The following is a 12515-nucleotide window of genomic DNA, read 5'->3' as shown; positions in this document are numbered from 1 at the left end:
TCTGAACAGCGGCACGTTTTTGGTCGTTTTCTCCTATACCGACCGCGCGCGACGGATAATCTCCGGTAATTCGTTGATAACCACGTCGATGTCCTCTTCAGTGGTCATTCGTCCCAGGCTAAAGCGCAGGCTGCCGCGGCCATGTTCCTCGTCGATGCCCATGGCCTCCAACACGTGGGACATGCGGTTGACACCGGCGTGGCAGGCGGAGCCAGCGGAGGCTTCGATGCCGGCAGCATCAAGCAGCATGATGAGGCTATCGCCGTCCGTTCCGGGGAAGGACACGTGCAGGTGGGAGGCCAGGGTGGGCTCGGCAGAGTTGATGATGACGTTGTCGATGCTGGATTCGATGCCAGCCTGAAGCTTGTCGCGGAGTGCAGTCAGGCGGGTGTCCTCCTGCTCCATTTCCGCGACGGACTCACGCAGAGCTGCGGCGAGCGCACTCGCACTAGCTACGTCGACGGTGCCGGGGCGGATGCCACGCTCTTGGCCGCCACCAAACGCGATGGGTTGAGGGGCGGGGGTACGGCGTGCGAGCAGCAGGCCGATGCCGCGGGGCCCGCCGAACTTGTGGGCGCTGGCTGCGAGTGTGGTAGCACCCAGCTCGTGGAAGTTGATGGGCAGTTTGCCGGCGACCTGCACGGCGTCGATGTGCACTGGGGTATTCTGCGCAGCGGCGCGCTGGGTAATGTCCGCGACCGGCTGGATGGCGCCGGTCTCGTTGTTGGCCCACATGCAGGTGGCCACCGCGGCCGGTGTATCCAGGGCGCTTAAATCGCTGACGTGACCGGTGGAATCGACTGGGAGCAGGTCAACGGTGGCGCCGTGCTCAGCGTGGAGCCTCTCCACGGTCTCGAGCACGGCAGGGTGCTCGATGGGGGTCGAAACGATGCGCTGCGCGGCTTCGGGCGAAGCCGACTGCGCAGCGCGGAAAAGGCCTTGGATGGCGATGTTGTCCGCCTCCGTGCCGGAGGAGGTGAAAATGACCTCGATGGGTTCGCAGCCGAGCAGCTCGGCGACGGTTTCGCGGGCGTCGTCAAGCACGGAGCGCGCTTTGCGGCCTGAGGCATAGGACGCGCCCGGGTTGAGGGAGCTAGCTGCTGTAGTCCACGCGTCGATGGCGCTTTGGCGCATGGGTTGGGTGGCTGCGTAATCGAGGTAGAGCGGCATTAGTTGCCGGCCCCCTTGCGGGCCTCGAGCTCCTTGGCCAGAGCCGGGGCGATCTCGTGGAGGTCACCCACCACGCCCAAGTCAGCGATCTGGAAGAAGGGCTCGTCCTGGTCCTGGTTGACCACCACGATGGTCTCCGAGGTCTGCATGCCGGAGGTGTGCTGAATAGCACCGGAAATGCCCAGGCCGATGTAGAGCTTCGGGGAGACGGTCGCGCCGGTCTGACCAATCTGGAAAGCAGGGTCGTAGAAACCTTCGTCCACAGCGTCGCGGGTGGCGCCGACGGCGGCACCGAGGGCGTCGGCAAGCGGCTCCACCACGTCGGCGAACTTATCGCCCACGCCGCGGCCACCGGCCACGACGACCTTGGCCGAGGTTAGCTCCGGACGGGCGGTCTTCTCCGCCGGGGTGAAGGAGGTGACGGTGACATCCTTCGCGGTGGCGGCAGGCAGCTCGAAGGGCGCGGGTGCTGCGGTGACCGGCTGCGGCTCGGCAACCACGGAGCCTGGGCGCAGGGTGTAGACCACGGAGCCGGTGGCCGTGGAGGAGGTCTCGTAGGAGCCACCGAAAATGGTGTGGTGTGCGCTGCCGTCGGCATTGATGCCGTCAACGTTGACCAGAGCACCCGAGCCCAGGCGCGCAGCGAGGCGGCCGGCGATCTCGTTGTTGGTCGGGGTGGCGGCCAGCACGATGGGCGCCGGGTTATTGGCGGCCAAGGCGTGGAGGGCATCGACCTCCGGAGTGACGATGCGCTGCTCATAATCCGCGGCGGTGGCCTGGACCACCTGGGCGGCGCCCAAGTTGCCCAATTCGGCGTCGAAGGAAGCGGCAGTAGCGGCATCCTTGGCCACGACGACAGCGGAGACGGTACCGAGTGCGCGCGCGGCAGTGATGAGCTCGCCGGTAACGGGGCTCAGCTGGTCTGCTTCGTGCTCAACTAGGACATAAACGTGAGACATGTGTTTTCTCCTTTAACCCTCGATGAGATTCTTGGCGGCCAGGAAGTCCGCGACCTTGGCAGCAACCACCGCCGGATCCGGGTCTGTAATGACTTCACCGGCGGTGCGGGCCGGGCGCTGTGCGGAGGCGGTAACCGTGGTGGTGGACGGCACGCCGTCGATGCCCAGGTCCGCTACGGCGAGCGTGGTGACCTCAGCCTTCTTAGCGGCCATCAGGCCTTTGAAGTTGGGGAAACGCGGCTTATCGGCTTTATCGGTAAAGGACAGGATGGCCGGCAGGTTGGCCTCAAGCTCCCAGTGGCCGTGGGCATCCTCGCGGGTGCCGGTGGCGGTGGCGCCGGCCAGGGAGGCGGCCTTGAGCTCCGTGAGCGCGGGCAGCTGGCGGTACTCGGCCAGGAGGCCAGCAACAAGGCCAGTGGAGGCGTCGGAGGAGTTGTTGCCCAAGGTGATGACCTGGACCTCACCGAACTTCTCTCCCACCTTGTTGATGGCGGCGTTGAGAACCCAGGCGGTAGCCAGGGCGTCGGCGCCGGCGAGGGCGTCGTCCGTCACGTGCACGGCGTGGTCCGCGCCCATGGCCAGGGCCTTGCGCAGAGCCTCATCGGCAGCAGCCGGGCCCATGGTGAGTGCGACGACCTCATAGCCGGCATCGGCATTGTCGTCGCGCAGACGCAGGGCCTGTTCGACGGAATACTCGTTGACCTCGTCGATGACGTTATCCACCGAGGTGCGGTCCAAGGTGTGGTCCGCCTCGAGGGTCTTCGTTGACCACGTATCCGGTACGTGCTTAACCAGAGCCACAATGACTGGCATGTGGGCACTTCCCCTTCCGTAAATTTTGAAACTATTAGGGTGCGTAATTACCTTCGGTCGATACTACTCGCGGTCCGCACAGCACCGCGACTCCCTTGGCCCCAATGCGGGTGACCACGAGCGTCTTGGCCGTCGAGCCCTTGAGCTTGAGCTTCTTGCGCAGCTGGTCCGGGTCCACATCTTGCCCGCGTACCAAGATCTCCAGGGAGCCCACATCGTGTGCGGCCATGGCCGCCTTGAGCTTCCTCATGGGCACCATCTCGATGAATTCAAATCCCGAGGTACCCTCCGGCAGGCGCTCGCCGGTGAGGTAGGCAATGCGCGGATCGATCTGGTGCAGGTCTTCGCGCGCGGCGTAGTGGCGCACCAGCCCGGCGCGCACGATGGCACCGTCGGGGTCGATGAGGAAGCGGCCGATGGGGCCGGCGTCGGGAAGCTCGTCTTCGTCGAGGTCATCGTCGATGATGTCGGTGTGCAGTCCTTCGGGCGTTGCGTTGAGGATGACCGCTCTCTTCCCCGTTCCAAGTCCCTGCGTATATAGGCAGGTCTCTTTGACCCCGCCGTCGAGGCTGACCACGCAGGCTAGACCTTCCCATTCGGAGTGGTCGATGCCGGGTGCGCATTTGATAGCCATCTCGCCGTGGGTCGACAGCAGGTCAGCCGGCGGCGGTAGCAGTTGATCTAAGCGGGTGATGCGATTGCCACCTTGGCGCCGGGCGGGGTCGGCGATGCAGACTCGGGCGGTGGTTGTGGTGGTGAGCGCGTCGGCACGGAAGACCGGGTGCTCAATGTTGTGTTGCGCCATGGCCACGCGGGAGGCGTCGAGGTCGCTGCCCACATATGTGCCGGGCGCATAGGCCTGCCCCTCTGTGCCGATGGAGCAGGTGAGGTCGTGGACGAGGTCGACGCCGCGTGCTTTAAGGAACTGCGCGCGGTACTCAGCGACTGCCGGCGCCGTGGCCTGTTGTGCTGAATCATGGTCCATGAGCCAATCCTGTGGCAGCTTGCCGGAGCGCCGAGCTTGGAGCAGCTCGGCCACGGCGCGCCCATAGTCCCCAAACTGGGCCTGGAGCTTGGCGACGTCCCTCAACTGCCCCTTCTTCGTCCCCTCCAGGTCTGCTTCAGCGGCGTCGATGACGGATGCGTTCTCACTAAGGAAGGAAACTTCGTCCAGGGTGTAGCTCATGGTGCGTTCTTAAGGATTGTTCTCAAAGCCGGTCTAGATGCGGTTTACGGGAAAGGTGGTGAAGAATTCGCGGTAGCGTTCATCGTCTTCGGGGTCACCGATGATGGGGCGCAGGTCGGAGAAAGAGGCGTCATCCATGACCTCCTGCACGCTTCGGTAAGAAGCTAGGCGCTTGAGCTGCGCCCAGGTGGGAATAGCGAGGCGAACGAGCCCGGCGCGCCAGCCGTCGAGGACGAGCTGTGGGTCGAACCATCCGGCATCGTCGGCCTCACCGGTATCGCCATCGGGTTCTTGGCCTTCTGGCAACACGCCAATGAAGAAGAACGTGTCGAACCACTGGTTCTTAACTTCCCCTGCCCAGCGCGACCACGGCAGGAGCATGTCGGCATCGACGCGCATTCCGTTGTGGGAGAGGAACTCTGTAAACGAGATGGCGTGAGTTTCCAGCAGTTCGCGTTCGCGGTGATAGCGGGAAGCATCGGAGACGATGCCGTCGTCACGGATGGCAAGCAGCGTGCCGGATTCTTCGAAGAGCTCGCGTGCGGCGGCGAAGACGAGGGCATGGGCTTTGTACTTCGTTACGCCCATGCGCCGCGCTATGGAGACTACCGAGCGCCCAGCCCATAGCTCGCCGGAATCCCAGGAGCGGGGTGGGAAATCGCGGGGGTCTACTCCCCCGCCGGGAAAGACGACGTGCCCGGGGTAATTGCGCATGGTGTGGACGCGTTCTTGAATCCACACCTGGATGCCGTCGGGGCTATCGCGAAGAAGGAGGACGGTTGCGGCCAAGCGCGCGCCGTTGAAGCCGGTGGTGTCGCCACTATCGATGGCATCCAGGGCGTCGTGATCGGGCTGGCTCATGCAACTTTCCGTGTTATTGATATCGCGCACGCGCTATCAAGGGCTGCTGTCAAGGGCTTGGGTGGCTTATCGAATACGGCGGGCGAAGTACCTCTCCCCGATTCGGTCCACCTGGATGGGCTGGTGGAAGGCCGTGGAGAGGTTCTCCGATGTGAGCACCGTATTGATGAGCCCTTTGGCCACGACTCTACCCTCATCCAGGATCATCGCATGCGTAAACCCGTAAGGGATTTCCTCGACGTGGTGAGTAATCATGACGATGGCAGGGGCATCCGGGTCTAGGGCCAAGTCACCCAGATAACCCACGAGGTCCTCGCGGCCACCCAAGTCCATCCCGGCGGAAGGTTCATCCAGAATGAGAAGCTCTGGGTTAGACATGAGCGCGCGGGCTAAGATGACGCGCTTCTTCTCGCCTTCGGACAGCGTTCCCCACGTCCGCTTGGACAGGTGGGAAGCTCCGACCTGGGCCAAGATGTCATCGGCCCGGGAGAAGTCCATGTCCTGGTAGTTCTCGCGCCAGCGGCCCAGGACAGCATAGCCGGCGGACACCACGAGGTCATCGACGCGTTCGCCATCGGGAATGCGGTGCTGCACGGCGGCTGAGGAAATGCCGATAGCCGCGCGGAGATCGCGCATATCGGTCTTGCCGATGCGCTCGCCCATGAGGTAGGCCACGCCCGCAGACGGGAATTCCTCAGCAGCGGCCATGCGCACGAGCGAGGTCTTGCCCGCGCCATTGGGCCCGATGATGACCCACCGCTCATCGAGCTCAACCTGCCAGTCAACGGGGCCGACGAGGGTATTGCCGCCTCGGCGCAGCTCGACGCCGCGGAAATCGATGAGCCAGTCCTCATCGGTGGGCTGGTTCTCTAGGTTCATATCGCCAGTTTGCTCAGGAGTGTTCACAATCCCCCATTGTGGCCGATATTTTCCGTCGCCGGTGTAACTGACACAGTCTTCCCCGGTGAAACTGGCACAGCTGCATTATTCTATGGGCATGACTCAACGCCTTGGTATCGACGATGTCCGCCCTTCTCTTTCTGGAAACGTAGCCTCGAAAGCCGTAGTCGGCGAGGTTATCCCCGTCACCGCATTGGTATGGCGCGAGGGCCACGACGCCGTTGCCGCAACCCTGTCGGTATGGAACACCGAATCCCCCTCCACCTCCTCCGTCACAATGACAGTGGATCCGGATAACCAGGATCGCGTCCATGGTGTCTTTACCCCTGCTACCCCGGGCCGCTGGTTCTTCCGCGTCGATGCCTGGTCTGATCCCATGGCCACGTGGCGCAATGCCGTCACCAAGAAGATGGAAGCCGGCCAATCGGCTCGCGAGCTCAACAACGATCTTCTCCATGGCGCGGAGCTCTTCGAAGAAGCCGCACTTCAAAGCCCGAGCGAGAAGGCTGAGCTGCTGTTTAAGGCATCGAAGGCGCTGCGGGACGAGCAGGGGGACGTCGATAAGCGCGTGCGTACCGCGCTTTCTGATGAGGTCGCTGAGATTCTGCACCACCACCCACTGCGCCACCTCCTCGTGGAAGGTGACATCCACGAAGTCCTCGTGGAGCGCCGCGATGCGCTGTTTAACTCTTGGTATGAGCTCTTCCCGCGCTCCACGGGTGGGTGGGACGCCGAGGGCAACCCGGTGCACGGCACCTTTGAGACCACCGCTCGGGCACTCGAGCGCGTGGCAGCCATGGGTTTTGACACCGTGTACTTCCCGCCGATTCACCCCATTGGCAAGGTGCACCGCAAGGGCAAGAACAACTCCGTTGTGGCTGAGCCCGGCGATGTCGGCTCACCGTGGGCCATCCAGGATCATTCCACCACTCACCCGGAACTGGGCACGATGGAGGACTTCAAGGCCTTGGTGAAGAAGGCCGAGGAATTGGGCCTCGAAGTCGCCCTCGACCTGGCGCTCCAGGCCTCCCCGGATCACCCGTGGGCGAAGAGCAATCCGGAGTTTTTCACCGTGCTTGCCGACGGCACCATTGCCTACGCCGAAAACCCACCCAAGAAATACCAGGACATCTACCCGCTGAACTTCGATAACGACCCGGACGCCATCTACGCGGAGATTTATCGCATCGTCATGATTTGGGTCGAAGCCGGTGTCACCACCTTCCGCGTGGACAACCCACATACCAAGCCCACCAACTTCTGGAACTGGCTTATTTCCAAGGTGCATGTGACCCACCCGGAGGTCATCTTCCTTTCCGAGGCCTTTACCCGCGCCCCACGCCTCTTCGGTTTGGCTAAGGCCGGCTTTACGCAGTCCTACACCTACTTCACGTGGCAGACCTCCAAGTATGACCTGACGAAGTTCGCGGAGATGCACGTGGAACAGGCCGATATTTGCCGCCCCAACCTCTTTGTCAATACCCCGGACATTCTCCACGAGTCTCTCCAGACCGGCGGGCGCGCCATGTTTGCCATCCGCGCTACGTTGGCAGCCACGCTTTCCCCGCTGTGGGGTGTCTATTCCGGTTTCGAGCTCTACGAGCACCAAGCCGTGAAGCCGGGCAGCGAGGAATATCTCGACTCGGAGAAGTACGAGCTGCGACCCCGTGACTTCCAGGCAGCCATCAAGTCCGGTGACTCCCTGGAATCCTATATCCGCCTGCTCAACCTCATCCGCCGTGAGAATCCGGCACTGCAGCAGCTGCGTACGCTGCGCTTCCACAACACAGATAACGAGGCCATCATCGCCTACTCCAAGGCGGATGCCGCGACCGGTAACGTGGTTTTGGTCGTGGTGAATCTCGATCCGCGCAATGCTCAGGAGGCCACGGTCTACCTGGATCTCAAGGCCGTGGGCCGCCACCCGGGTGACCACTTCACTGTCCAGGATGCCATTAGTGGCTCGGCCTACGAGTGGTCCGACCGCAACTTTGTGCGCCTCGAGCCGCTTCGCGACGTCGCCCATGTCTTCATCCTGCCTCCTGCCGACCATGACCTGCAGGAGCAGCTGGCCTGGCGCCGTGTGGAGGACTACCGCCCCTAGTTGTCTTTTGGCCCGCGCGGGTGACGAGAGTTAGGTAATTTGGTCATTATGAACATCCCGGCCACCGATCGTGAACGTCTCAATTCCTGCCGCCACCATGCTCCCCATGATTTTTATGGGTGGCATCAAGGAACCGTCCGCACCCGCCGCCCCGGTGCCGAAGCCGTCGAGCTCGTCACCGCGACGGAGACCATCGCCATGACCCAGGTCGGCGATGACATCTGGGAGGCCCCGCTGGCGGTTGAATCCGACTACCGCCTGCGCATTACCTACCCTGGTCAGCCCGCTGTTGAGGTGGCCGATGGCTACCACTTCCTGCCCACCCTGGGAACCTTGGACCAGCACCTCATTGGTGAGGGCCGCCATGAGCGTCTGTGGGACGTCCTCGGCGCCAACCTCAAGACCTACACCACCGACATGGGTACGGTCACCGGTACTGCTTTTGCCGTGTGGGCCCCGAATGCGGAAGGTGTTGCCGTTGTCGGTGACTTCTGCGGCTGGAACCCTACCCAATTCCCCATGCGTAGCCTGGGCTCCACCGGTATCTGGGAGGTCTTTATCCCGGGCGTCGGTGAAGGCGAGCGCTATAAGTTCGCCGTACATGGCAAGAATTCGCCGCGCATCGATAAGGCCGATCCCCTGGCCAAGCGCACCATTGCCCCGCCGGAGACGGCTTCCGTCGTAACGAAGTCCGAGTTTGCATGGTCCGATGACGAGTGGATGGCCCAGCGCAACGATGACCTCGATGTGCCCATGAGCGTCTACGAGCTGCACGTCGGCTCTTGGAAGATCGGCGCCAACTACACCACCCTGCGCGAGGAACTCATCCCCTATCTTCTCGAGCACGGCTTTACCCACGTGGAAATGCTGCCCGTGGCCGAGCACCCCTTCGGCGGTTCCTGGGGATACCAGGTGTCGGGCTACTACGCTCCGTCTGCCCGCTGGGGCTCCCCGGACGAGCTGCGCGCGCTCATCAATGACCTGCACACGGCCGGCATCGGCGTCATCATCGACTGGGTCCCCGCCCACTTCCCCAAGGATGAATGGGCACTCGGCCGCTTCGACGGCCAGGCGCTCTACGAGCACCCCGACCCACGCCGCGGCGAGCAGGCAGACTGGGGCACCTACGTCTTCGACTTCGGCCGCAACGAGGTCCGCAACTTCCTCGTGGCCAATGCGCTTTACTGGGCGGAGGAATTCCACATCGACGGCCTGCGTGTCGACGCGGTAGCTTCCATGCTCTATTTGGACTACTCCCGCGATGAATGGCTGCCCAACATCTACGGCGGCCGCGAGAACCTTGAAGCGGTCCAATTCCTCCAGGAAACCAACGCTACCCTCAACCGAACCCACCCGGGCGTGCTCACCATTGCGGAGGAATCCACCTCCTGGCCAGGTGTTACCGCACCGACTCATGAGGGTGGCCTTGGCTTTAACCTGAAGTGGAACATGGGCTGGATGAACGACACCTTGGAGTACTTCAAGCACGAGCCCATCCACCGCCGCTACCACCACGGTGAGCTGACCTTCTCCATGGTCTACGCCTACTCCGAGCGCTACGTGCTGCCGTTTAGCCACGATGAGGTTGTCCACGGCAAGGGCTCCCTGTGGGAGCGTATGCCGGGCGATGACTGGAATAAGGCCGCTGGCCTGCGTGCCCTCTACGGCTACATGTTCTCCCACCCCGGCAAGCAGCTGATGTTCATGGGACAGGAGTTCGGCCAAACCACCGAGTGGTCTGAGGGCAACTCCGTGGACTGGTCCAACCTGGAAGGCTGGGGCAATGAGTGGCACCACGGCATCAAGCGCCTCGTGCGTGATCTCAACGTGGTGTACAAGCAACACCCAGCGCTGTGGTCGCAGGATTACACTCAGGACGGATTCCAATGGGTCAAGGCGGATGACTCCAACAACAACATGTTGGGCTATGTGCGCTACGGCAAGGACGGCTCCGCCCTTCTCGCGGTGTGCAACCTCTCCGGCAGCTCGGTACCCAACTATGACCTCTGGGTGCCGCGCGATGGCGAGTGGGAGCTAGTCATCAACACCGACGACGCCGTCTACCAGGGCGCTGGCAACGACCTTGCCCACCGCGTGCGCTCCGAAGGCAACCACGTACAGCTGCACCTGCCGGCCAACTCGGTGCAGTGGTATGCCTTCCGCGGCTAAGCTGAGTGGCCTAGGCGCCGAGCCTGGCTCGGCGCGTGCTCACGCTCATCGCAAGCAAGGCCTGAGAGACACAACTGCCCGATCCGCCAAAGATCACCGCTGGGATCGAATTCCAGCCCCTACTTTTGGCAGATCAGGCAGTTTCAGTTTTCAGTCCTACGCGTGAGCATCAAGGAAAGCTCTTACGCGAGCATCAATGTCATCGCGCAGCGCATCCATACGCTCATCTCCCTCTAGGCCACGCACGGACGGGTCCTCAATCTCCCAACGCTCAGCCACTCCGTCATAGTCGGCATCACCGACGATGATGACGTGATCCACCGAAGACGCGAGTTCGGCATCAAGCAGCGTCGGCGTTCCTGACATGTCCGCGCCGACCTTTGTCAGAGAGGCCCGCGCCTCGGCATTCACGCCCTGCTCACGGTGCTGCTCGGTGGTTTGCACGCCAGCAGAATAAATCTCCCAATCCGGCGCGTGCTTCTTGGCTAGAGCGGCAGCCATCTGAGACTTGCCACGGTTGGTGTTGCAGAGAAAAAGTACGGAGGTCATACCTCCGTACTGTAGACGATGATTACTGAGCTGTTTTCTCGATCTCGTAGTAAACCGGCAGGGACTTCCAGTTGAAGGTCACGTTGCTGACGTTCTCCGACCATCCGCCGACGACGTTCGGGTAGAAGAGCGGAATGGCAGGAAGGTCACGCAGGAGCAACTCCTGGGCCTGGTTATAGAGCTTGGCGGCTTCCTCCGGGGAATTAGCGCCATTGGCTTTGACGATGAGCTCATCGAACTCCGGGTTGGAGTACTTCGAGTCATTGGAGGCCACGCCCGTGGTGAAGTTCGGGCCGAGGAAGTTGCCCATCGACGGATAGTCCGCGAACCACGCGGTGCGGTAGGCACCGTCCATGCGTTCAGCACGGTAGGCCTCACGGAAGGACTTAAAGTCCGGATAAGGGTTACCCACGGCTCGGATACCCAAGGTATTGCTGATGCTATTGGCCACGGCATCGGCCCAATCCTTGTTATCACCATCGGTGTTGTAGTTGATGGGGAAGGTGTCTTCGAAGGCGCCGTACTTCTTGTCGGCCTCGGCCCACAGCTTCTTGGCTTCCTCGGGGTTAAAGTCCAGATTCTCCGAGCCTGGCAGGCTGTCGCTATAGCCGGTGAGCACTGGCGACGTGAACTCGCGGGCTGGTGTGCGGGTGCCGTGGAAGATGGTCTTCGCGATTTCCTCGCGGTTGATAGCCATCGACACCGCACGGCGACGCAAAGCGCCTTCCTCGCCACTGAAGTGCGGGGTGTCCACGTGGATGGACATCTCTAGGTAAGTAGCAGCCGGCTTCGTTTCCTGGCGCTCGCCCAAGTCCTGCTCGTAATTGCCGAATGCCGAAGACGGGATTGCCTCCAACACATCGAGGTTATTGGAGAGCAGGTCCATGTAGGAGGCACCGCTGTCGGCGTAGAAGACGAACTCGAGGCCATCGTTCTTCGGCGTGCGCTCCCCGCCGTATTCCGGATTCGGCTCCAGAACAATGTTCTGGTTGTGGTTCCATTCCTTGAGCCGGTACGGGCCATTAGACACTGGGTTCTCACCAAAGCCCTGCGGATCCTCGAGCGCTTCCGGCGGCAGCGGGAAGTAGGCGTTATAGCCCAGACGCGACGGGAAGTCACTCTCCGGCTGTGTCAGCTCGATGGTGAAGGTGCGGTCATCGAGGACCTTGAGACCCTCCATCTCCTCCACACCTTCGCCGTAGCCCTTGATGGAGGAAAAGAAGCTCTCGTTGAGCTGCTCGTTCGCCACCGCATAGTTCCACGTATCGACGAATGTCGCGGCCGTCACCGGCGTGCCGTCAGAGAAGGTAATGTCCGGCTTGAGGGTGACCTTGTAGGTCTTCTCGCCTTCCTTATCAATGGACTCCGCCATCTCATTGTGGACTTCACCGTCAGCGTCGTAATAGATGAGGCCCGAGTAAAGCATATCGACGACGCGCCCGCCGCCGTTCTCATTCGTCATAGCAGGGATAAGCCCCTGCTGGGGCTCGGTACCGGGGACGCGGACGATGGCATCGCCACCGGCAGCCTCGGTAGAGCTTCCGCCACACGCGGCCAGTGGCACAGTGAGTGCCACTGCTCCCAACAGTGCGGTAGCGGTTCGGAGAGTGCGAGATGTGCGCATGAGATTCCTTCTGTCAGAGCAACACTGAGATGTGTGTTACAACACTTTTTAGAATGTAGCATTACTCAATTCACACCCGAGGAGCTTTGGGAAGCTTTTCGCTACTCCGGTTGCGGGGCCTTTGGGCCTGTTTTAAGCTTCGTGGCCATGGGGGTATTAGAAACCTACTTCCACTACCGC

General features: G+C 62.1%; 10 protein-coding genes. 2 read left to right on the top strand and 8 right to left on the bottom strand.

Translation table 11 applies throughout. From position 1 onward, the window contains the following. Positions 1-33: 33 nt before the first annotated feature. The 6 genes from HMPREF2875_RS05250 to HMPREF2875_RS05225 all read right to left on the bottom strand — a co-directional run bounded on the left by HMPREF2875_RS05250 (position 34) and on the right by HMPREF2875_RS05225 (position 5868). Positions 34-1170, bottom strand: coding sequence for a cysteine desulfurase family protein (locus tag HMPREF2875_RS05250; RefSeq protein WP_070670971.1), 1137 nt, complete (start codon positions 1168-1170; stop codon positions 34-36). After that, on the bottom strand, positions 1170-2129 hold the full coding sequence (locus tag HMPREF2875_RS05245) for an electron transfer flavoprotein subunit alpha/FixB family protein (RefSeq protein ID WP_070670969.1): 960 nt from the start codon (positions 2127-2129) through the stop codon (positions 1170-1172). The genes HMPREF2875_RS05250 and HMPREF2875_RS05245 overlap by 1 nt, the downstream gene beginning before the upstream one ends. A gap of 12 nt (positions 2130-2141) precedes the next feature. After that, entirely contained in the window at positions 2142-2942 is an 801-nt protein-coding gene (locus HMPREF2875_RS05240) for an electron transfer flavoprotein subunit beta/FixA family protein (protein WP_070670968.1), read from the bottom strand. A gap of 34 nt (positions 2943-2976) precedes the next feature. Further along, positions 2977-4128: a THUMP-like domain-containing protein gene (locus HMPREF2875_RS05235; protein WP_070670966.1), complete on the bottom strand. Its 1152-nt coding sequence runs from the start codon at positions 4126-4128 to the stop codon at positions 2977-2979. A gap of 33 nt (positions 4129-4161) precedes the next feature. Continuing rightward, positions 4162-4989 (bottom strand): NUDIX hydrolase, encoded by an 828-nt coding sequence (locus HMPREF2875_RS05230; protein ID WP_070670964.1) that lies wholly within the window; start codon positions 4987-4989, stop codon positions 4162-4164. A 66-nt stretch (positions 4990-5055) separates the two neighbouring features. Continuing rightward, a complete protein-coding gene (locus HMPREF2875_RS05225) occupies positions 5056-5868 on the bottom strand; it encodes an ABC transporter ATP-binding protein (RefSeq protein ID WP_070671365.1) in 813 nt (270 codons plus the stop codon). A gap of 118 nt (positions 5869-5986) precedes the next feature. Between HMPREF2875_RS05225 and HMPREF2875_RS05220 the strand changes: the two genes are divergently transcribed. Further along, positions 5987-7993 carry a maltotransferase domain-containing protein gene (locus tag HMPREF2875_RS05220; RefSeq protein ID WP_070671363.1) on the top strand — a complete coding sequence of 669 codons (2007 nt, stop codon included), beginning with the start codon at positions 5987-5989 and terminating at the stop codon, positions 7991-7993. A gap of 48 nt (positions 7994-8041) precedes the next feature. Further along, complete coding sequence (glgB, locus tag HMPREF2875_RS05215) at positions 8042-10162, top strand: 1,4-alpha-glucan branching protein GlgB (RefSeq protein ID WP_070670963.1); 2121 nt, start codon at positions 8042-8044, stop codon at positions 10160-10162. A 156-nt stretch (positions 10163-10318) separates the two neighbouring features. On the opposite strand, the gene HMPREF2875_RS05210 is transcribed toward glgB, so the two are convergent. Together HMPREF2875_RS05210 and HMPREF2875_RS05205 are read right to left on the bottom strand one after the other, a co-directional pair. Continuing rightward, positions 10319-10711 (bottom strand): arsenate reductase/protein-tyrosine-phosphatase family protein, encoded by a 393-nt coding sequence (locus HMPREF2875_RS05210; RefSeq protein WP_070670961.1) that lies wholly within the window; start codon positions 10709-10711, stop codon positions 10319-10321. A 22-nt stretch (positions 10712-10733) separates the two neighbouring features. After that, on the bottom strand, positions 10734-12335 hold the full coding sequence (locus HMPREF2875_RS05205; protein ID WP_070670960.1) for a peptide ABC transporter substrate-binding protein: 1602 nt from the start codon (positions 12333-12335) through the stop codon (positions 10734-10736). Positions 12336-12515: the final 180 nt, after the last annotated feature.

The sequence above is a fragment of the Corynebacterium sp. HMSC078H07 genome (assembly GCF_001812805.1).
Lineage (GTDB): Bacteria > Actinomycetota > Actinomycetes > Mycobacteriales > Mycobacteriaceae > Corynebacterium.
Note: the sequence above shows the minus strand (reverse complement) of the source record. Positions and strands in the feature narration are given on the sequence as shown.

Excerpts from the sequence above, each read along its gene's own strand:
- HMPREF2875_RS05220 (WP_070671363.1), top strand. The coding sequence starts at position 5,987 with ATGACTCAACGCCTTGGTATCGACGATGTCCGCCCTTCTCTTTCTGGA.
- HMPREF2875_RS05205 (WP_070670960.1), bottom strand. The coding sequence starts at position 12,335 with ATGCGCACATCTCGCACTCTCCGAACCGCTACCGCACTGTTGGGAGCA.
- HMPREF2875_RS05240 (WP_070670968.1), bottom strand. The coding sequence starts at position 2,942 with ATGCCAGTCATTGTGGCTCTGGTTAAGCACGTACCGGATACGTGGTCA.
- HMPREF2875_RS05235 (WP_070670966.1), bottom strand. The coding sequence starts at position 4,128 with ATGAGCTACACCCTGGACGAAGTTTCCTTCCTTAGTGAGAACGCATCC.
- HMPREF2875_RS05230 (WP_070670964.1), bottom strand. The coding sequence starts at position 4,989 with ATGAGCCAGCCCGATCACGACGCCCTGGATGCCATCGATAGTGGCGAC.
- glgB (WP_070670963.1), top strand. The coding sequence starts at position 8,042 with ATGAACATCCCGGCCACCGATCGTGAACGTCTCAATTCCTGCCGCCAC.
- HMPREF2875_RS05210 (WP_070670961.1), bottom strand. The coding sequence starts at position 10,711 with ATGACCTCCGTACTTTTTCTCTGCAACACCAACCGTGGCAAGTCTCAG.
- HMPREF2875_RS05245 (WP_070670969.1), bottom strand. The coding sequence starts at position 2,129 with ATGTCTCACGTTTATGTCCTAGTTGAGCACGAAGCAGACCAGCTGAGC.
- HMPREF2875_RS05250 (WP_070670971.1), bottom strand. The coding sequence starts at position 1,170 with ATGCCGCTCTACCTCGATTACGCAGCCACCCAACCCATGCGCCAAAGC.
- HMPREF2875_RS05225 (WP_070671365.1), bottom strand. The coding sequence starts at position 5,868 with ATGAACCTAGAGAACCAGCCCACCGATGAGGACTGGCTCATCGATTTC.